The sequence below is a fragment of the Acinetobacter sp. ANC 5054 genome, from assembly GCF_002135295.1.
Taxonomy (GTDB): Bacteria; Pseudomonadota; Gammaproteobacteria; order Pseudomonadales; family Moraxellaceae; genus Acinetobacter.
In genome coordinates, this window is sequence record NZ_NEGG01000001.1 from 451,654 (window position 1) to 472,573 (window position 20,920).

Genomic DNA, 20,920 nt, shown 5'->3' on the forward strand with positions numbered 1-20,920 from the left:
AAGATGACTGATTTAAGCATAAGCCGTCATGCCGATGACGTAAAAGTTTCAAATGATAAAATAGGCAAAGATATCAACCCGCATGCAGTATTGGGTGCAGAAATTCTGATTGAACAATTACACAAATTTTATGGCAATGTAAAAGTACTTGAAGACCTAGACCTACATATTCAACCGGGTGAATTTTTGGCGATTGTCGGTCGCAGTGGTTGTGGTAAAAGTACCCTACTGCGTTTGATTGCCGATTTGGAACAGCCCAGTTATGGCGAAATTAAATTTAAATCGGCTCGACATATTCGTGAAGGTATCACCACAGATGATATTCGGGTCATGTTCCAAGACCCTCGCCTACTGCCATGGCGCAACATTGAGAAAAATGTGCAATTGGGGTTAGCCAAAGATCAGCATGCCAATGCAACTGAATTACTGGAAAAAGTTGGCTTAAAAGAAAAAGCGGACCTTTGGCCGACCCAGCTTTCAGGTGGGCAACGCCAACGTGCTGCCTTGGCACGAGCACTGTCGCATAAACCACGGATTTTGCTACTCGATGAACCTTTGGGTGCACTCGATGCTTTGACCCGTTTAGACATGCAGAACTTGATTGAAAAACTCTGGTCAGAGCAAGGCTTCACTGCCATTTTGGTCACACATGATGTTTCTGAGGCAGTCCAACTGGCGGATCGCATTATCTTGCTCGATAAAGGACATATTGCCAAAGAGTTCAAAGTAGACTTGCCTCGCCCGCGTCAAAAAGGCATCGCTTTCACTGAGCTTGAACAACAAGTACTACATGCCGTTCTGGCTACCTAAATGATTTTGGGGATACATATAGACCTTGGTCAATGTATCCTATTTTTCATAAAAAATTAGACGAGTTAATTAACTAGCTCATTTTAAATCTAAAAAAAATTCCAATATTGACCATCTGATAAACCTATCACAAAAAATATACTAAAAACCTTAAATCCATGAATAAAAATAATCATTTAAGTCTTTTTTGTCTTAAAATGAGCTATTGAAATTTTATAGCTTTAAGCGTAGTTTAAGACTGGTAAAACAAAATAAACTATAAAGATTCATAAAATTACGAACGTTCGTTGTGCACAAATCTGATGATTTGCCGTACAATTCAATATTCCCTTTTCACTTTTCTAATAGAGCTGATGGAACAAAAAAAGAGTACCCAGAAACGCCACCAGTTGCTGAATGCTGCACTGGATGTCTTTTCCTTATATGGCTTTAACGGTGCCAGTTTGGATGAGATTGCCCAAATTGCAGAAATGCATAAATCGAATATTTTCTATTATTATGAAAATAAAGAAGCGCTTTATGTTGAAGTTCTGACAACGGTCCTGCAAAAGTGGCTTGCCCCTCTTCAAATGCTTGAAGCTGAACTTGAGCCTGAAGAAGCAATTACCAACTATTTATTGCAGAAAATTGAAGTGTCTCGTACACAGCCAAAAGCCTCTCGTTTGTTCGCACTTGAAGTCATTCAGGGCGCACCACACATTCTTGAAATCTTAAAAGGTCCGCTAAAAAAATTGGTGAAACGCAAAGCCAAAGTGATTAGCAACTGGCAAGAACAAGGTAAAATTTCGAAAGATATTGACCCTGAATTGTTGATTTTAAACATCTGGGCGATTACCCAAAACTATGCCGATTTTGCAACACAAATGGAAATGGTGACAGGTAAGACCCTACGTAACCGAAGCATGCAGCAACGTATTATCCAGCATACGGTACACATGATGCTTTATGGTGTGATCCCACGTCCTGAAAAATAATGGGACAAAAGTAGGTCACATTGGCATACGACCATAGCATTCTATGGTCGCCGACCGAGATTTCCTAAAGCTATTATTTTACTGTTTGATATAATTCTAATAACTTCCTTGCACCTAATAATAAATTTTCTTCCCAATCTAAATGAGCGGTTTCATTCGCGCCATCGGTGATATATTTCACCGAAACGCAGCGGACGCCCAATTTCTTGCACACTTTTGCGATTGCGTAGCCTTCCATATCCACAAGATTGCATGGTACTTTCGGCAGGCCGGTTTCAAAGCTGTCGCCTGTACCACAAATGCCTTTGGGTAAATGGCTAAACATTCCTTCAATGCCAATCTCAGCAGGATGCTCTAAGTCCATAGGAGTCACGCCAACGCTAAAGCCAAGCGGAGATACATCCATATCACGTTGTACAAATTGGGTGACTTCAACCAAGGCATGTGCATCAAAATGTGAACTGCCTGCCGTGCCTAAATTGAGCAAAGTGGTGCAGCCAGTTTTTTGAATCACATCATAGGCTTTAAAGGCAGCATTGACCTTACCAATCCCGCTGTAATGTACTTCAATACCCGCTGCCTCAAACAGCCCTTTCGACTCATTCGGCAAAGCCATCATCAACGCAATATTCTGACTCACAGTGCTCTCCTCAAAATTTCAGCACTGATATAGCATAAATTTAGCGTTAAGCCGATTGAAATAAGTGAATCAAAGCTAAATCCAGCTATTTCACAGCATCAGCTCAGGCTAATTTTGGTAGGAAAGCCAGTGCTAGGATTAAATCTGAAATTGCATCGGGCGCTTGCCGATAAAGGACGGCGCTAATTGCTGATTATGGCGCAGCGCCTCTAAGATTTTTTCCAAGGCGATATGCGCCATATCGCCACGCACGCTATGTGAATGGGTCATGGGCATCTGTTCTACCCCTTCTCGGCGTGCCGATAAGATTTTGATATCTTGGTTATTCACAATCCACGTATAGGCATTTACTGCAGGCTTTAAGGCCAATGCTGCTAACTTCGGGATGGGGAATTTATAACTGACACAAGTATAAACCCGTGACTCAAAAGGGCCGACTGGGCTAATTAAACTATTGAACACCATGCCTGAGGGCTCGCCCCAATGATATTCCACCAAGGTGATATTCGGTGCGATAAAACTATCCCGATGTAACTGCTCTGCACCATGCGGATTGGTTAACCATGGCATCATACCCACATCGGCTTCATGGTCTTGATATTCCACCACCACTTTACGTGGTTCAACTTCAATGGTGGCATCGACAGCTTTGCCCGATTCAGAGCGGAACCAACCGTCATGTACAAAAATGGTGTGGGTCACATCCATAATATTTTGCGCAACTGCGCCCATTTCACCATCATATTTGCCCACCATGTAATAACTGACCCAACCCGCTTGGTCGTAAAAGGGCAGTTTAAAAATGGCTGGACGCTCTGCAGCAGGCTTCTCCCCTAAATAAATCCACACCACGCCATCTTGCTCACAGACATCAAAGCTACGCTGTTTAAATAGATGCGGTTTTTCAGGAAAGAATTTACCGTTGATACTTGGAATATGTGCCACCTGACCATCGGCTTGATAAGACCAACCATGATAAGGACAGGTTACACAGCCATCGGTCATCTTACCTTTGGACAACGGCACACCGCGATGCACACACTGATCCAGCAGTGCTGCCGCTTGACCATTCTTTTGACGAAATAGCACAATTTTTTTGCCATATAGCGTTGCGGCAAAAGGGTGATCCTTTTTCAGTTCTTTAGAGGTGCAGGCAACATACCATTCTTCTAATAGTCCTTTGGCGTTGTCCCAAAATTCAGTTTGAGCACACATATTCAGTCCTTATTTTTTTCATTTTTGTTTTCATTTTTTCAACCCATACGCTTGAGCCGAAATGTCGCGCAAATTTTATACGCCTCAAAATCACTTGAATAGCAAAATAACGTAACTTGATCTCTTAACTACAGTAATTTTTTTCATACCTTTGCTTGCTTAGCTTTGTTTGCTTAGCTCTGTTTGCTGCCATGATTCACAGCAAACCCTGAATAGCCTGCTGTAAACCAAGTGTATTTTCATGTCGCTGCTCATTTATGGCTGAGTTCTCAGTGTTTCTCGATATGCCTTTAAACATGGAGAGAAAAATAAACTGCCGCGGTAACAGCCTAGTAGCGTTTTACTGATCACCATGAACCAAAGTGCACACAGCAACAATGCAAACACATTGCCACACATCGCAATGCTCTCTAACTGCGTTTGCGCAGCAAGTTTCATGACTGCGAGGGTAAATACGCCCAAAGGAAAAGTCATCGCCCACCAACCCAAATTAAATGGTAAATCACGTAAATGTTTTAATGTGGTCAGTATCGCAATGCCCAACCACCAGAGTCCAAAACCCAGTAGGATCAATGCAACGACTAGCCCACCCTGTTCTAGAATAGTTCCTAAACTTGCCATATCGATAGCGCCTAAAATTCGAGGAGCTTGTTCGCCGAGCAGCAATAGGGCCAATGCGCCTGTCCCAATCGGGCCGAGCGCTAACCAACTGCTGATCGCCATATCTTTGCTCGGTAGTTGATGCAAAGCTAAGCGCAGCAACAAAATCGTCAAGATGGCAAAGGCTGGAAGTACAGACATACCCCACAGTACATAACTGCCCAAGAGTATGTTCACGGCGTGGGCATCTGTGGGTAAATGCACCAATAACAATGCAGCTGAACTGGCCGCGACTTCACAAGCCACAATAGGCAATAACCAGACCGCCGTCATTCCCTCGAGTGCATGTTGCTGACGACTAAACATGAAAAATGGCACCAACCATGCAATAGCCACTGCCATCCCGACATCGACGTACCACAAGTATTCCACCCAACGCAGAATATCCGCTTGATAACTTACCCCGTATAGGTCACTTCCAAATTTTAATGCGCCATTTAACAGCGTTGCCAAGGCCATTGGAATTGCACCCAAAAATAAACACATCACCGGATGCTGAAAAATTTGCTTAGCTTCCTTTGGAAAAAGAATCCAACGGCAGATGTACAACACACTAAATAAGATGAAAACCGCCACATTGACTTGCCAAAGCGATGCGCCCAATGACCACATCCATACTGCGCCAAACGGCAATTCTGGTAAAATCAGTGCCACCACACCGGTACCCATGACCACGGTGAACCAGTTAGGGGTAAAATGACGAATCAGGTCTTGTTTGTGCTGCAGTTGATAAAAAGGCATTTTCATCGCATGATGCTCATCAAAATGGAATGCTTAGAGTTTAAACAACAATATAAATAAGAAAAATTGATTAATATTTATTTTTAAAATCATTTTTATTGATAATAAATTCATCCCTGCATAAAAAAACTTGAGTAAAAACACAACAACAAGACGAACGCAGAAGATTATGGCAATATATAGCCCTTAAACATTTTCAACGATTTGATTCGCCCATGAAACTGCTCCGCCTGAATGCTTTAGCGTCGAATACGCTACCTGACAAAACTGCCGTCACCATCGGTAATTTTGACGGTGTGCATTTGGGTCATCAAGCCATGATTCAGCAGCTCAAATCCGTTGCAGCACAGCAGAATCTTAAGACTGTGGTGATGATTTTTGAGCCGCAACCGCTTGAATTTTTTAAAGCGTATGAAGCACCTCCACGTATTTCATCCTTACGTGAAAAAGTTGAATATTTAACAGAACTCGGTGTGGACTACATTGCCGTTGCCAAATTTGACAATGCTTTTCGTAGTTTGAGTGCAGAAGATTTCGCGCAAATCTTAAAAGAAAAACTCAATGCGTCTGCCTTAGTCCTTGGCGATGATTTCCACTTTGGTAAAAACCGTCAGGGCAATAGTGAGTTTTTAGCCAATTATGGTTTTCAGGTCACCAATTTAAAGACCATTGAATCTGAGGGCGAACGCGTCAGTTCGACCCGTATTCGTCAAACCCTGCAAGCCGGTGATTTGGCACTGGCGGCAAAATTATTAGGCCGCCCCTACAGCATCACAGGTCGTGTGCAATATGGCGACCAAATTGGTCGTACCATTAATTTCCCGACCATTAATGTGCGTTTAAACCGCCATAAACCGTGTTTAAACGGTATTTATGCGGTCGATGTGGTCTGCGAGACCACCTCCCTCCAAGATAAAGTAAAGTCCGAGCATTCTGAAAAAATCGGGATTGCCGGTTATGCCCCTACTGCGCTGTTTGGTGCAGGTCATGTGGGCACACGTCCAGCCATTAAACAGGTCCATCCAGAGTGGCGATTAGAAGTACATTTTCCAAATGTTTCTGCTAATCTGTATGGCCTGTTAATGCGGGTGACGTTCTTGAACTTTTTACATGGCGAAAAGGACTACCCTTCGCTTGAAGCACTGAAAGCAGGAATTGATGATGATGTAGAAAAACTCCTTGAGTTTCGACACAGTAACCCTCATTTTCCGTTTTAATCCCCTATTTATTTAATGTAAAACGCGTCAGTCGATCGGCTGATAAATTTGGAAGATAACTTGCATGAGCGATAAGCAAACTCCTGAAAATGCAGTGGATTATAAAGCCACGCTAAACCTCCCAGGTACTGAATTTGCGATGAAAGCAAATCTCGCAGTACGTGAAGCGAAATGGTTAGAAGAGTGGTATGCCGACAACATTTATCAGCAGATTCGTGCATCGCGTATTGGCAAGAAAAAATATGTACTTCACGATGGCCCTCCGTATGCCAATGGTCAAATCCATTTAGGTCATGCGGTCAATAAAGTCCTCAAAGACATCATCATCAAAAGCCGTGTGATGGATGGTTTTGATGCACCGTATGTACCGGGTTGGGACTGTCACGGTCTTCCAATTGAGCTGAAAGTTGAAGAAAAAGTCGGCAAAGTAGGCGTGAAAGTAGATGCCTCTACTTTCCGTAAAGCATGTCGTGAATATGCTTACACACAAGTCGAATTACAAAAGAAAGACTTCGTACGTATGGGTGTGTTTGGTGATTGGGATCATCCTTACCTGACCATGAACTTCAAACAAGAAGCGGACATCGTGCGCTCGCTAGGTGCAATTGCCAAAGCAGGTCATATCGAACCTGGTCTAAAACCAGTGAACTGGTGTTTGGACTGTGGTTCTGCACTTGCAGAAGCTGAAGTTGAATATGAAGATAAAAAATCAGATGCGATTGATGTCGGCTTTACTGTTGTAGATCTTGCCGATTTATCTGCCCGTTTAGGTGTCACTGTTAGTGATTCAACAGATATCGTGATCTGGACCACAACGCCTTGGACTTTGCCTGCCAACCAAGCGGTTGCACTGCATGCAGAGATTGAATACCAATTGGTTCAAGCGACTGGCGAAAACAAAGTTGCACAAAACCTGATTTTAGCTAAAGACTTGGTTGAATCTGCAACTGAACGCTACGGTTTTGAAGCATTTACCGTATTGGCTGATTTTGTCGGCGCAAAACTTGAAAATCTACAGTTACAACATCCACTGATTACAGATCGTCAAGTCCCTGTGATTTTAGGTGAACACGTCATTGCAACCAGTGGTACAGGTGCAGTACATACCGCGCCAGGCCATGGTGTGGACGATTATAAAGTTGGCTTACAGTACAACTTAAAAGTGGATAACCCAGTCGGCGGTAACGGTGTGTATTTACCGACTGCACCGATTTTTGCGGGCGAGCACATTTATAAAGCCAATCCAAAAATCATTGCGGCTTTAACTGAAGCGAACAAACTTTGGGCACATGTGGTGATTAAACATAGCTATCCACATTGCTGGCGCCATAAAACACCGATTATCTTCCGTGCAACACCGCAATGGTTCATCAGCATGGATGCGAAAGGTTTACGTCAAGGTGCATTGAACGCGATTGAAAATGACATCAGCTTCGTACCCGATTGGGGTAAAAACCGTATCCAATCGATGATTGAAGGTCGTCCGGACTGGTGTATTTCACGTCAACGTACTTGGGGCGTGCCAATTCCATTCTTTGTACACAAAGATACCAATGAATTGCACCCACGTACGCCTGAATTGATTGAAGAAGTGGCTAAACTGATCGAGCAAGAAGGTATTGATGGTTGGTATAACCGCGATGCAAGCGAGTTCATCGGTGCAGATGCGGAACAATATAATGCTGTTCGCGATACGCTAGACGTTTGGTTCGACTCTGGAACAACACACTACGCAGTGCTTCGTGAGCGTGAAGAGTTAACAGATCCAGCAGACTTGTACCTTGAAGGTTCAGACCAACACCGTGGTTGGTTCCAGTCTTCATTGTTAACGTCTATGGCGATTAACAACCGTGCACCGTACAAAGGTTTATTGACGCATGGCTTCGTTGTAGACGAAAAAGGCCGCAAAATGTCGAAGTCAATTGGTAACGTGATCACACCACAAGACATCATTAAAGACATGGGTGCGGATGGTCTACGTTTCTGGATTGCTTCTGCGGATTACCGTTATGAAATGACTGCGGGTAAAGAAATCTTTAGCCGTGCATCTGATGGTTACCGTCGTATCCGTAATACTTTACGTTTCTTGCTGGCCAACTTGAATGGCTTCAAACCATCAACAGATGCATTGCCAGTGGATCAATTGATCGCGCTTGATCAATACATCTTGCAACGTGCTGCTGACGTACAGAAAACTATTCAACAAGCCTATGAAGAGATGAACTTCCACATTGTCACTAGCGCTTTGACAAACTTCTGTATTAACGACTTGGGTGGTTTCTACCTCGACATCATCAAAGACCGTCAGTACACCACGAAAGCGGACTCAGCAGCGCGTCATTCTGCACAAACTGCGTTGTATCACTTGGTACAAGCCTTTGTGCGTTGGATGGCACCTATCTTGACCTTCACTGCGCAAGAAGCTTGGCCACTGATCCCAGAACAATCTGAGAAATATGTATTCACGGCTGAATGGTACGACATTCCAGTAGCATCAACTGCGAACATCATTTCTGAAGAACAATGGCAAACTTTAATCGCCGTTAAATCTGCGGTGAATAAGCACATTGAAGCTGCACGTAATGCGAAATTGGTGGGTTCTAACCTATCTGCCAAAGTTGAACTTTGGGCCAATGATGAGTTGAAAGCTGTATTGGATACCTTAGGTGACGAACTGCGTTTCGTCTTGATCACTTCTCAAGTGATCGTGCATGCCTTTGATGAAGCTCAAGGTGAAGCATCTGACCTCGACGGTTTACGTGTAAAAGTATCGGCAGCAGATGGTGAAAAATGTGCACGTTGCTGGCATGTGCTTCCTGATGTAAATACACATCACGAACATCCAGGTCTTTGTTCTCGTTGTATTATTAACCTTCCTACAGGTCAAGGCGAAGAGAGAAAATATGCCTAATCCACAAGAAAAAAAGGGCTTATTCCAATTCTACCCACACAATTTGGTGTGGGTGGGTTTATCCATTGTCGCGATTATTCTCGACCAATGGACCAAATGGATTGCAAGTACACATCTGAACTATGCAGACCCTGTACCTGTACTGCCCTTTTTAAATTGGACATTACTACATAACTATGGCGCAGCCTTTAGTTTCTTGTCCGATGCCGGTGGATGGCAACGTTACTTCTTTACTTCACTGGCAGGTTTAGTGTCTGTGATCTTTGTATTTTGGCTCATGCGTATGCCAAAAAACGTGAAAATTTTACCGATTGCCATCGCCCTGATTTTGGGTGGCGCAATTGGTAACTTGATCGACCGTGTCAGCCTTGGCTATGTGGTCGATTTTATTCACGTGTATTACAACAACAGTCACTTCCCTGCATTCAATATTGCAGATAGTGCCATTACTCTGGGTACGATCTTGCTTCTTATCGATACGTTTTTCTTAGAAAAACACCGAATTCAGCGAGCGGAAGCGAAAAATGACTGATTTTATCAATCCCAACGAGGAAACTCGTATTGAAGCGGGCTCACAAGTTGCGCTTCACTTTTCTGTCGCAATTGAAGATGGCGTAGAAATCGACAACACCCGTAGCCGCGAAGAGCCTGTGAGCTTGGTGATGGGCGACGGTAGCTTATTGCCAGGTTTTGAAAAAGCACTTTTTGGTCTACGTGCCGGTGACCGCCGTACCGTGAGTCTTCCACCTGAAGACGCTTTCGGTCCGTGGAACCCTGAAAATGTGCAGAAATTTGATACTGTTAAATTCGATCCTGCACCTGTAGTTGGTCACATGATCGAGTTTGAAGACAAAGCCAAACAAAGCTTGTTCGGCGTGATTAAAACTGTGGGTGAAGACATCACCGAAGTGGATTTTAACCATCCATTAGCAGGTAAAAATATTACCTTTGAAGTCGAAATCTTCAAAGTGACCCCTGCGGGTCAGCAAGGTATTAAACTGATGTAATCGATTCACGTTAATCGGTTCAAATTAAAGCGTCTTCGGACGCTTTTTTTATGCGGCTTTATTTTGTGATCCATTTCAATGGTGTCGATACATTTTCGATATATGCAAATTGTCGAATTCAGATTAATTTAATGCAAGACTTTAAAACAAAACGGGAAAGATGATGAAATTGCAAATTATTGTGGGAAGTGTGCGTGAAGGTCGTACCGCGATTAAAGTGGCGAATTGGTTACTATCAGAAATTCAAAGCTATGACTACAGCACGGTTGAAACTGAAATTGTCGATTTAAAAGAATGGAACTTACCGATATTTGTGGGTGCACACCCACCATTAACTGGAATTTATGATCAACCAAAACAACAAGATTGGGCTGACAAAATTGCATCAGGAGATGCCTTTATTTTTATTAGCCCTGAATATAACCATGGCTATAGCGCAGCCTTAAAAAATGCCTTCGATTACATTGGTAAAGAGTGGTCAGGTAAACCTGCAGCTTATGTGGGCTATGGTGCTACCAATGGTTCGCGCTCTATCGATCAGATTCGACAAGTCGGCACGCAATTGGGCTTAGTCGACACCAACTCAACCATTGAAATTCGTGACATTTTCGCACGTAATAAAGGCGAAACTTTTGAGCCAAATGAATTTGATAGCAAAGCGTTGAAAGCTGCGTTCAAAAAACTGCTTCAATATGTCAGTGCTTAATTGCTGTGAAATTCAGCGATGTTGTACGCTAGAGCGTACAAAATTTTCGGTTGTTTGCTGCTAGCTCACTTTTCGAATTCATCCTATATTGAAGACATACAGAGACAGGATGTCACTGAACATAAGACAACAATAATAAGTCAATAAGCAAGATGCTTAACGGTACGACAGGAGTTATACCGCTAGAAAGAATCCAAAAAGCCCCGACAGGATGTCGGGGCTTTTTTTATGGCTGTATTAAACATAAAAGATTTCAACAAATACCAATCAAACCCCAAATGCCTTCACCATTTCAGATAAAGGCATCGACTGCGCAATTGAATTGCTCTTCAAATTACTTTTTAGCGCTTTCCACAATTAAACGGGTCACCAAATATAAGCGTGGCACAATCGAATCAGTCAATATGAATTCAGCTTTGTCTGAATGCAAACCATCGCCAGACATGCCCATCCCTTCAATAATCGCGGCTTTTGAGCTTACCCCAGCAAATGCAGCATCCGTACCGCCGCCCCAAGCTGTGGTTTCCACTTTCATCGGCAAATTCAGCTCATTTTTATAAATCTGCTGAGCTGTTGCTGCCAATGCTTTGGCTTGAGCACTGGCTTCAAGTGGAGGACGACGCACTTCAAATTTCACATCTACCTGACTTTCCGATAATTTCTTGGTTTTCACTTTTTGCTTTAAGGTTTTTTCGAGTTCCGCAAAATCCTGTGGTTTTAAAGAACGTGCATCGGCTTGAGCGGTCGCATGATCTGGAATCACATTACGCGTTTTACCTGCTGAAGCTACCGTCCAATTGAGCTTTAATCCTGTTTTAGGATTGGATAAATTCTCTAACTGCTGAATTTGAAACGCCAATTCCGTGAGGGCATTCACCCCTGCTTCAGGTTTGACCCCTGCATGTGCACCACGGCCTTTAATATCCAAATAAGCTGCACCAATACCACTGGTGGCAAGCATCAAGCTGCCATCCATCCCGCCTGTTTCAAAGGATAGCACCACATCCTGATTTTTAGCTGTATCCATAATCAACTGACGTGAACCCGGTGAACTGATTTCTTCATCACCGTTGATGAGTACGGTAATGGTGCCGTAATCTTGATATTTCAGTTGTTTCAGCATGTCCAAAACATGAATCACTGCTGCGACACCTTGCTTATCATCCAAAATCCCTAAACCATAGGCTTTATTGCCATCTATACGAAACGGCTGCCCCTGTAATTGTCCCTTTTGATACACGGTATCGTTGTGTGCCAGCATCATGATATTGGTCTTGCCTTTGCCCTTCAACACCGCTTGTACAATCGGCCCCGTCTGATCGGGTGCACCATCAAGCTTCATAATTTCTTTGGGCTGGATGATATTTACTTCAGCGCCCGTGGCTTTTAATTGATCTGCCACCACTTTGGCGATTTGATTTAATCCCTCAATATCCTTACTGCCCGATTCAATATTGACCAGCGTTTTAAGGGTTTCCAAATAGCTCGCCTTCTGACTTTCAGCCATTTTTTTAATGTCTTGTGGAGATGCTGCCCAGCTTGCAGATGCACTCAGTGCCAGTGCACAGCCCAATGCCACATGTGGTTTTAAAGATTTGCTATTGTTTTTAACCGTTTTAAACATGAGTTCCATTCCCTGTACATTTTTTATGATGATTTTTTAATGTCTGATAAAATAGTTCACTATTCAATCAATTAATCGAAAAAATATGTAACGCTAAGCTTCTCCCCATCTAGCCCCATACAATCATTAAAATTCATCTATATGCTTTTGTACGCTTTAGCTTACATGTTGTGCCGACAATCCTGACTATGCTGAAAATTAGTTTCCTTTTATAATGAGCTCATACAAGACAGGATGTCTTAAATACAACAACAATAAACAATGCAGCAGGAAGCTGACAGGTAGGACAGGAGTTATACCTAGAATGAATACGAAAAAGCCTCGACAGGATGTCGGGGCTTTTTTTTATGTGCAATGATTTTTATTTAAAATGATTAACGCATCAATCCGTTGCCAAAAAGAATGTCTGTTAAATATCGACCTGAAAGCCTAAATCCACATCACAAGCGGCCTGCCCGCCACGTATGCCCCAATTTTCCAAAGGACTTTCACGTAAAGTAATGAGAATGTGATCTTCAGGAATACCAAAAGCCACTAAGTTTGTTACCAATTGTTGATATAACTTGCGCTTGGTTTCAAGCGTACGCCCTGAAAAACAATCTATGCTGATATGGGTAAATCGCTCTGGCTGAGTTAAATGATCAAACACATGAAAATGTTCGGGCTTATGCACCTGCAATCGCATATTGCGGTCATATGTTGGAAGTTGAAAACTCTGTTGTAGTGCATCAAAAACTGTATTCATCAGCTGTTGTTCTTGCTCTGCTGAATACTGCATGCGGATATCAATTTGTGTCGCAGGCATAGGCTCAATCCTTTGTTATTGTCATTTTTCTTTCATCATTATACGCATTGTGCTGCGCCTTTTTGTAGCGAAAAACTTACAGTCGAAGCAGAATTTTCAGCTGTTCTGAACAGGGTATTTTGCCTATAGTAAAACCATACAAAGACAGGATGTCTTGCAATAAAAATAAATAATGCAAAACAGCAGGAACGCTGATCGGTATGACAGGAATCATATCTTTAGAATGAATCTAAAAAGCCCCGACAGGATGTTTGGGGCTTTTTTATTGAAATAAACTATACAGATGGATATTCGTCGTAAAGTCGCAAATTTTCAACAAAACTTACACCTATACAGCAAAACTGTACTTATAATTTATGCACGTTTTCAACAGACTATGCACTGGCTTCACAGCACTAAGTTCTGTAACCGCTTAGGGATTAAGCGATAACAATAAAAATTTAAAACATAGAATTAGGTACAACCTATGCAGATACAATCACAACAATTAAATAGCTTCACGCGGATTTTTCAGGCCGATCCGCAGTACAACACACCACAAGATTTAGCCCAATATATCGGTGCACACCGTCAACAGTTGATGCAGCAAATCCATGAAAATGGCATTGTGCTATTCCGTGGTTTTAATGTGCAGCAGCCCGAGCAATTTAACCAATTGATTGAACAGTATTTTCAGTTTACGCCGTGGAACGCGTTTAATCCCAATATGCCTGGTTGGGTGGCCTCATGGATGCGTAAATACAGCGAAAGTATATTAGGTGCAGGTGATTACCGCCGTTATATCGACCGCAATACCGTGCAACTCGGCCCTGTTGAAAACTCAGTACAAGGGCCGCATGTAGAAGGCGGCGTGCGTTCTGAACGTTCACGCTACATCGCGCTATTTTGTCAGGAACCTTCAACTTACTTGGCGGAGACTGGCTTCAATAATCTGGAGCAGATTTGGGAAAATCTACCTAAATCAGTCCAAGAAAAATACCTCGGCGCTTGGAATCATTTTTCCTATGTTTCAGCACGAAAAATTGGTTTATTCGACCGTTTTTTATTAAGAAAAAGCCCGTTCAGTTTAGAGATGCGCAAAGACAAGAAAGCCAAATTGACCTTACAGCGTTCGCCTTTAGTCATTCATCATCCCGATACCAAAAAGCGCGTGATTCAACCTTGGGCATTTGCCAATAATACCAATCCTTTTGCGCACCGTGCTGCACAGCAGTGTTTTGAAGCACGTGGTGAGATTGAAATTGATTCCACAGCCGATGGTATGCAGCTGACTTGGGAGATTTATAACGCGCAAGGTGAGCAAATCGAATGGACTGACGCGGAAAAGCAGCAGTTTTTTGAAGCTTTGTATCAAGATGCCTTATTACTGCAATGGCACAAGGGCGATGTCGCCATAGTCGACAATATTAAAATTGCCCATTGGCGTATGAATGGCGAACAAGGCAACCGAAAATTAATTCAAATACAAGCGAATGTTTTTAATGCAGATGAACATTATGCGGCATAAGGTATTTTAATCGAGGCATAGATTTATTTAAAAAAGCCCCGCAGGGCTTTTTTTTATTTTTGCAATTTTGCTGTTTTTTTAGGCGCTATTTAGGCTGAATTTGAAAGAGCCACGCCTTTTCACCATCTTCAATGCCCCAAATGCTGCCATCTTGCGCTTGAATTAGGCCACGGATACGTTGCGGCATCGCAATACGTTGAATTTCTATCGCAGGTTTCGCTTCAGTGTCCACAACGACAATGGCTTGCGATGATAAACCGCCAATCAAAGCCTTATTTTTCCACGCTGGGAATTTCTGCCCTTGGTAGAACATTAAACTCGAAGGTGAAATCACGGGTGTCCAACTGATGGCAGGTGCTTCAAATTCAGGACGGGTGTGGTGGTCAGGAATTGGTTTGCCATCATAATGATCACCATTTGAAACATGGGGATAGCCATAATTTTTGCCACGCAGTACCAAGTTCAATTCATCACCGCCTTTTGGCCCCATTTCAGCGACCCAAAGCTGCTGTTTCGCATCAAATGCCATGCCAAGTGGATTACGGTGCCCTAAGCTCCATACTTGCTGTGCAACTTGACCTTGGCTTTGGAAAGGATTGTCTGCTGCGGGCGAACCATCTGTGTTTAAACGCAAGACTTTACCTAAATTCGACTGCATATCCTGTGCTGGATCGAACTTTTGCCGTTCGCCTGAACTCACCCACAGTTTTCCATCAGGACCAAACTGCATACGGTGTGAATAATGCCCTTGTCCATCCACTTTGGGGGTTTGCTTCCAGATAATTTTGCGCTGTTGCAAACGTGGTTTGGCATCTTGAACATTTAATTTGGCTTGTTCAATCACTGCGCCATAGCCGCCCTGTCCTGCTTCGGCATAACTCAGATAAATGTGCTGATTGCTAGCGAATGCTGGATCAAGCACGATATCGCCTAAGCCGCCTTGTCCGCCATAAGCCACTTTAGGGAGTTGACCGACCTGCGTTTTTTGCTGAGTTTTCGGATCAAATATGACGAGCTGCCCTTTTCTTTCGGTTAGGATGAGTCGTCCATCTGGCAATTGTTGTATTGCCCAAGGCTCATTGAATTGTGCAATTTTATGGATTTTAAAAGTTTGCTCTGTGTTTAGATTTGAGTGACTTGCTGCGGATTGTTCTTGTTTGGCAGGTGGACTTTCAGATTGGCAAGCTGTACTGCCCAATATGCCGATCAAGATCGCGGTCGTTCGTAAAGAAACATTGATTTTGCTCATATTATTCTCTCCGATATATTTATAATTAATTGATTCTAATAATTAAATCATTTGAAATGGACATTTATTCGTAACAGGATAATTTTGTAAGAAATTGCTTACATGAGTTGCAGATTTTAGCGGCTGTTCAGTTTAAACAAAGCAGCCTAATCTACAGTTATCAGGAAACAGGAAGTTTCCGAAACATAAAACTAAAATAATAAGTTTCTGCATCAGGAAGTGAGATATGACAAGGAGTTATATCTAAAATACGAAATACGAAGAGAACCTCGACAGGATGTCGGGGTTTTCTTTTTTCAGCTGCATTATTTTTAAGAATTCGCCAAAACCCAGCACCGTCATTTAATATCTCTGTCAAAACTTCTTACAGTTTCCTGCGAAATCACTACATACCCAAATCCATCAGCTTGTTAGCGTGGTAGACAGTCCTCATTGCAAGGAGTCAATCATGACTTTAAAAGCTTTAGTGATTACGTCAAATGTCGGTGTTGAGCATGACGAGCTGACTCAACCCTTAAATTATTTAAATGCAAAGGGAATTGAAGCCATTCATGCCGCTATTGAACATGCAGCCGTCCAGACAGTAAAAGCCGACAAAAAGGTGGATGCAGAAGTTCAACCCAATGCCCAATTGAGCAGCGTAAATGCTGAAGACTATGATGTGTTGGTAATTCCGGGTGGAACGGTCAATGCAGATCATTTACGGATCAATGAAGATGCGCTGCGACTCATTCAAAGCTTTGCGGACCATCAAAAACCCATTGCTGCGATTTGTCATGGTCCTTGGGCACTCATTAATGCTGAACGAATTCGTGATAAAACTCTGACGTCCTATAAAAGTATTCGTTTGGATTTGGAAAATGCGGGTGCGCATTGGGTCGATGAGCAGGTGCACCGCTGTAATACGGGTGGCTGGGTGTTGATTAGCTCTCGCTGTCCAGATGACTTGCCTGCGTTTAATCAAGCGATTCAGCAGGAGCTTGAGCAACAGCAACAGCAACAGCAACAGCAACAGCAACAGCAACAGCAACAATAATTCTAAAATGAAAATACCCACATATTGCATGCGGGTATTTTATAAATCTACGTTATAAGATGTATGGCTTACAAATTTTTTAAATACGCCACAACATCATCATGACCTGCCATCTCTGCAAGCTCTAATGCCGTGTATTGAGTTTTATGCTGTACATCTGCACCATTAGCTACCAAAAGCTTCACCACGTCTAAATAGCCGTTTTCTGCGGCTGCATGCAGTGCGCTATAACCTTCGTCATCGGCAGAGTTTACGTCTGTGCCATTACCCAAAGATTTTTCGACTTCAGTCAGTTCACCTAAAGATGCCCAATATACCAGTTCAGGCAGATGCAGTTCTTCATCATCTTCAGGGATTGGGGAGAATGAGTTGAGTTTCATTCAAAAATCCTCTCTTGAGTTTTGAATTGTAATATTTATACAGTTAAATTTATAGAATTTAAAATTTGCTCTCTAAATAGTTGCATTCTTCGATAGGCTATTTTTGAAAGATCTAACTCATCATAGGTGAGATCTTTTTTCATTTCAGCATGTAAATGAATAGCATTTCTACAGTGATAAATTTGGATTAATTCATCCTTTAATTTTTCACTAATTAATCCTAATTGATGGGCGCAGTTAGCTTTAGCTTCAAATTTAATTTGTGTAATTGAGGTTCTACCAACAGCATCATACATAGGAATTATTGTTTTTCCATCATGTTCTAAATATTGCTCTAATTTCGACATATGAGCTTGTGGAATTGAAAAAGCTTTTTTAGTTGGGTATTTATACAAATCCTTTACTAAATCAGAATCTTTAAACGTTACAAATAATAAATGATGAATAACGGCTTCATAAATTGAAGCATAACAAGTAATTTGTGTTTTTATTTGTACTCTTAATAAGAAATCATCAGCTTCTAATCCCTCAAAAATTTTATATAAATAGCGAATCCCTTTAAATTCTTCAATTAATATTTTTTTCAAATCTAAATCATCTACAAAAGAAAAAAACTCATCAAACCATGAATCAGGTGGTAAATGAGCGGTAATGTAATTTAATACATTTTGAGTAACATGTTCATCAAAAGCCATTTTTTTCACATAATATTTATAAGTAATTATATTTTAATACAAAAGCCCCCTTTCGGAGGCTTTTCATTTTAAAGAATCACAACTTAAGCTTTGGCTGTAGATGCGTCTTTAACATCAATTTTATCGCTGTCATTATCATGCATAATCAACGCAACCGCGATTGCAGTAATGAGTACTGGTAAACCAACTGCCATAAAGTTAATGTGTGCAGGTAAGTTCATACCCAGCAAACCACCAATCAGAATCGGCCCTACAATCGCGCCCATACGTCCAATTGCAGAAGACCAACCAATGCCTGTAGAACGTACTGCAAGTGGATAGAACTGCGCCACATAGCTATACAGCAGCATTTGCGAACCAATAGATGCCGCACCTGCCAAGAACACCAAGATGTACAGCAAGAACTGATTCGACTGGAAGCCCATCAAGCTCATCACAATCGCGCCCATCATGCCCAAAACCATCAATACAGGTTTGAGGTGAAAACGGTCAGCCAAAATACCGCCGCCCACAATACCCACGACAGCACCCACGTTCATCACCATCATGAACATTAGGCTGTTATCCATAGAATAACCGGCTGCCATCATCAATTTTGGTAACCAACTGCTTAGCGCATACATGGTCAATAGGCAGGTAAAGAACGCTACCCAAAATAGTAATGTGTTCACTGCACGACCACGGCGGAACAAACTCACCACGTTGGCTGCTTCAGGTACGTTTTCTTGCGGAAGCGTAAATACAGTGTTGTCTGTTAGGGTCACATTTGGCGCAAGGCGACGCACGATACTACGCGCTTTTTCCTGCTTGTTTTCCTTCACAATAAAAGCCAAAGATTCAGGTAAGAATTTCCAAATCACAGGCAATAAAAATAAAGGAATACCCGCGATAAAGAACATGATTTGCCAACCAAAATCAGGCGTGAACCATGAACCCAATAAAGCAGCCATTACACCACCGACTGCATAACCACTAAACATGGTCGTTACCAGTGTGCTACGCATTTTTTGCGGCGCATATTCAGAGGTTAAAGCCACAAGGTTAGGCATTACACCGCCAATCCCTAAACCCGCTAAGAAACGCAAAATACCAAATTCTGTTGGATTAGACGCAAAACCACCTGCAAAGGTCAAACCACTAAATAACACAATACAGATCATAATGACTTTTTTACGGCCAATCTTATCTGCTAAAGAACCAAAGAACATGGCACCAAACATCATACCTGCGAGCGCAGTACTGGCAAGCATTCCCGCTTGCATCGCACTTAAACCCCAGTCTTGCATGAGTAAAGGTAAAACCACGCCATTAATTGCTAAATCGTAGCCATCAAATAAAATAATCAATAAGCACCAAGCCACTACATTGAAGTGGAACGGGGTAAATTTAGCCTTATCGACTACAGAATTTATGTCTATTTTTTCCGTTGTCATCGTTCTCATCTCCCATGAGTACTTGTCCGTAACATTGATTGAATATTTAAGTAAAATTCAACAGCCACGGAATATACGGAACAGTGTTTTTTAGGGATATTAGACGTATGTTTAATAAATCTTGCAGATTATAAGTATCTGTTAATTGTGTTATTTTTTATGTTTTAGTTTAATTATTAAACATTATCAATATATGATTATTTAACTTGATTTTATAAACAATAATACTGCTATTTTTAGGTCTAATTCTTCTATTATTTCATTAAACTTCAGAAAGACACACGATCATTTATTTCTATTTTTAGTTGAGAAAAAATTTAAATGTCTAAAAAACAAACGCACTCACATATCTAGAAAAGCTCTTTTTCAATACGTTCTTTTTAAATCTATTGAATTAGAGCTGAACTTTAGCGATCACAAGCTTACAGCGAAATCCACGAGACGAATAATATGATTGTGCGCCATTGTGATAGCTGAACACATGGTCATAACGTCGATCACAGAACAGCGCTCCACCCTTTTGCCGAATATCGACTGGGGTCTTGATCCAGCTTGAAGTCTTCAAATCAAAATTGAAAACTTTCTGTATCGCACGGTATTCTTCTTCTGTCAGCAGTTCAGCACCTATGTCCTGAACCATATCGATAACGTTATTTTTGGGTGGATGATCTTTGCGACTCTCTAAAGCATCGCGGTCATAACACAAACTACGTCTAAGCTTTGGCGATTCCAAACTACAATCATAAAATACAAGGTCTGTTGTATGCTTATTCAGCATCATAATATCTGGTTCACCGCCTGTTCTTTCCATTTCGATTAATATTTTTAATTTTGAGGGCTGTGCAATCAATTGTTTTTTAACATTGTCCCAAAGTAATTCTGGATGCCGCTGCATATTTGCCTCAAAGCGTTGCTGCAATATCTCTAAAATAGAAACTTCATCAAGATATTGAAGCATTTGCACATCCTATTCTTTTTATACATTGGAGACTGAATTTCACTATAAACAATATAAGCTCGCCTTTAAGTAAATTTTTAACTTTCATTAGTCTTATTATTTTTAAATATCTCAATTTTTCTGTTTTTATACTTCAACTTTTCTTCTTTATTTTTATTTTTTTCCCCACATAAAAAAACACCCCCTGACTCTTTGAATCAGGGGGTGTTTAGAATAATGAGCTGGCGATGACTTACTCTCACATGGGTAACCCCACACTACCATCAGCGCTAAGAGGTTTCACTTCTGAGTTCGGGAAGGGATCAGGTGGTTCACTCTTGCTATTGTCGCCAGCACAACTGTTATGGACTTG

19 protein-coding genes and 1 rRNA gene are annotated in these 20,920 nt (G+C 41.8%); 9 read left to right on the top strand and 11 right to left on the bottom strand.

From position 1 onward, the window contains the following. The first annotated feature begins 3 nt into the window (after positions 1-3). Both B9T33_RS02145 and B9T33_RS02150 read left to right on the top strand, forming a co-directional pair. Complete coding sequence (locus B9T33_RS02145; RefSeq protein WP_086177295.1) at positions 4-810, top strand: ABC transporter ATP-binding protein; 807 nt, start codon at positions 4-6, stop codon at positions 808-810. 344 nt (positions 811-1,154) lie between these two features. Then, positions 1,155-1,784 carry a TetR family transcriptional regulator C-terminal domain-containing protein gene (locus B9T33_RS02150; protein WP_171263554.1) on the top strand — a complete coding sequence of 210 codons (630 nt, stop codon included), beginning with the start codon at positions 1,155-1,157 and terminating at the stop codon, positions 1,782-1,784. Positions 1,785-1,857: 73 nt separating this feature from the next. On the opposite strand, the gene B9T33_RS02155 is transcribed toward B9T33_RS02150, so the two are convergent. From B9T33_RS02155 to B9T33_RS02165, 3 genes are all read right to left on the bottom strand, one after another. Next, positions 1,858-2,424: a 5'-nucleosidase gene (locus tag B9T33_RS02155; RefSeq protein ID WP_228145762.1), complete on the bottom strand. Its 567-nt coding sequence runs from the start codon at positions 2,422-2,424 to the stop codon at positions 1,858-1,860. Positions 2,425-2,562: 138 nt separating this feature from the next. Beyond that, entirely contained in the window at positions 2,563-3,639 is a 1,077-nt protein-coding gene (locus tag B9T33_RS02160; protein WP_086177297.1) for a Rieske 2Fe-2S domain-containing protein, read from the bottom strand. A 255-nt stretch (positions 3,640-3,894) separates the two neighbouring features. Next, on the bottom strand, positions 3,895-5,046 hold the full coding sequence (locus tag B9T33_RS02165; protein ID WP_086177298.1) for a TDT family transporter: 1,152 nt from the start codon (positions 5,044-5,046) through the stop codon (positions 3,895-3,897). Positions 5,047-5,255: 209 nt separating this feature from the next. Between B9T33_RS02165 and ribF the strand changes: the two genes are divergently transcribed. From ribF to B9T33_RS02190, 5 genes are all read left to right on the top strand, one after another. Beyond that, the gene (gene ribF, locus B9T33_RS02170; protein ID WP_086177299.1) at positions 5,256-6,257 is read left to right on the top strand and encodes a bifunctional riboflavin kinase/FAD synthetase; all 1,002 of its coding nucleotides are present in this window, start codon (positions 5,256-5,258) and stop codon (positions 6,255-6,257) included. Positions 6,258-6,321: 64 nt separating this feature from the next. After that, complete coding sequence (gene ileS, locus B9T33_RS02175) at positions 6,322-9,168, top strand: isoleucine--tRNA ligase (RefSeq protein ID WP_086177300.1); 2,847 nt, start codon at positions 6,322-6,324, stop codon at positions 9,166-9,168. After that, entirely contained in the window at positions 9,161-9,700 is a 540-nt protein-coding gene (gene lspA, locus B9T33_RS02180) for a signal peptidase II (protein ID WP_086177301.1), read from the top strand. The genes ileS and lspA overlap by 8 nt, the downstream gene beginning before the upstream one ends. Continuing rightward, positions 9,693-10,175 carry an FKBP-type peptidyl-prolyl cis-trans isomerase gene (locus B9T33_RS02185; protein ID WP_086177302.1) on the top strand — a complete coding sequence of 161 codons (483 nt, stop codon included), beginning with the start codon at positions 9,693-9,695 and terminating at the stop codon, positions 10,173-10,175. The genes lspA and B9T33_RS02185 overlap by 8 nt, the downstream gene beginning before the upstream one ends. Positions 10,176-10,338: 163 nt before the next feature. Then, the gene (locus B9T33_RS02190) at positions 10,339-10,881 is read left to right on the top strand and encodes an NADPH-dependent FMN reductase (RefSeq protein WP_086177338.1); all 543 of its coding nucleotides are present in this window, start codon (positions 10,339-10,341) and stop codon (positions 10,879-10,881) included. Positions 10,882-11,215: 334 nt separating this feature from the next. Here B9T33_RS02190 and B9T33_RS02195 read toward each other — a convergent pair whose 3' ends face one another. Further along, positions 11,216-12,505, bottom strand: a complete 1,290-nt coding sequence (locus tag B9T33_RS02195; RefSeq protein ID WP_086177303.1) for a glutamate carboxypeptidase — start codon at positions 12,503-12,505, stop codon at positions 11,216-11,218. Positions 12,506-12,914: 409 nt separating this feature from the next. Continuing rightward, positions 12,915-13,310: a tautomerase family protein gene (locus B9T33_RS02200; protein WP_086177304.1), complete on the bottom strand. Its 396-nt coding sequence runs from the start codon at positions 13,308-13,310 to the stop codon at positions 12,915-12,917. A gap of 466 nt (positions 13,311-13,776) precedes the next feature. Between B9T33_RS02200 and B9T33_RS02205 the strand changes: the two genes are divergently transcribed. Beyond that, on the top strand, positions 13,777-14,817 hold the full coding sequence (locus B9T33_RS02205) for a TauD/TfdA dioxygenase family protein (protein WP_086177305.1): 1,041 nt from the start codon (positions 13,777-13,779) through the stop codon (positions 14,815-14,817). A gap of 85 nt (positions 14,818-14,902) precedes the next feature. On the opposite strand, the gene B9T33_RS02210 is transcribed toward B9T33_RS02205, so the two are convergent. Then, on the bottom strand, positions 14,903-16,066 hold the full coding sequence (locus B9T33_RS02210; RefSeq protein ID WP_086177306.1) for a PQQ-dependent sugar dehydrogenase: 1,164 nt from the start codon (positions 16,064-16,066) through the stop codon (positions 14,903-14,905). A gap of 448 nt (positions 16,067-16,514) precedes the next feature. Here B9T33_RS02210 and B9T33_RS02215 point away from each other — a divergent pair, with 448 nt between their 5' ends. Next, positions 16,515-17,102, top strand: coding sequence for a type 1 glutamine amidotransferase domain-containing protein (locus tag B9T33_RS02215; RefSeq protein WP_086177307.1), 588 nt, complete (start codon positions 16,515-16,517; stop codon positions 17,100-17,102). Positions 17,103-17,170: 68 nt separating this feature from the next. Here the strand turns inward: B9T33_RS02215 and B9T33_RS02220 are convergent, their stop codons facing one another. The 5 genes from B9T33_RS02220 to rrf all read right to left on the bottom strand — a co-directional run bounded on the left by B9T33_RS02220 (position 17,171) and on the right by rrf (position 20,902). Next, positions 17,171-17,482, bottom strand: a complete 312-nt coding sequence (locus B9T33_RS02220) for an ankyrin repeat domain-containing protein (RefSeq protein WP_086177308.1) — start codon at positions 17,480-17,482, stop codon at positions 17,171-17,173. Positions 17,483-17,517: 35 nt separating this feature from the next. Continuing rightward, complete coding sequence (locus tag B9T33_RS02225; RefSeq protein ID WP_086177309.1) at positions 17,518-18,177, bottom strand: hypothetical protein; 660 nt, start codon at positions 18,175-18,177, stop codon at positions 17,518-17,520. An 83-nt stretch (positions 18,178-18,260) separates the two neighbouring features. Continuing rightward, entirely contained in the window at positions 18,261-19,610 is a 1,350-nt protein-coding gene (locus B9T33_RS02230) for an MFS transporter (protein ID WP_086177310.1), read from the bottom strand. Positions 19,611-20,004: 394 nt separating this feature from the next. Beyond that, complete coding sequence (locus B9T33_RS02235) at positions 20,005-20,568, bottom strand: DUF4256 domain-containing protein (RefSeq protein WP_086177311.1); 564 nt, start codon at positions 20,566-20,568, stop codon at positions 20,005-20,007. A gap of 219 nt (positions 20,569-20,787) precedes the next feature. Further along, positions 20,788-20,902 (bottom strand): 5S ribosomal RNA (gene rrf, locus B9T33_RS02240). Between the last annotated feature and the right edge of the window lie 18 nt (positions 20,903-20,920).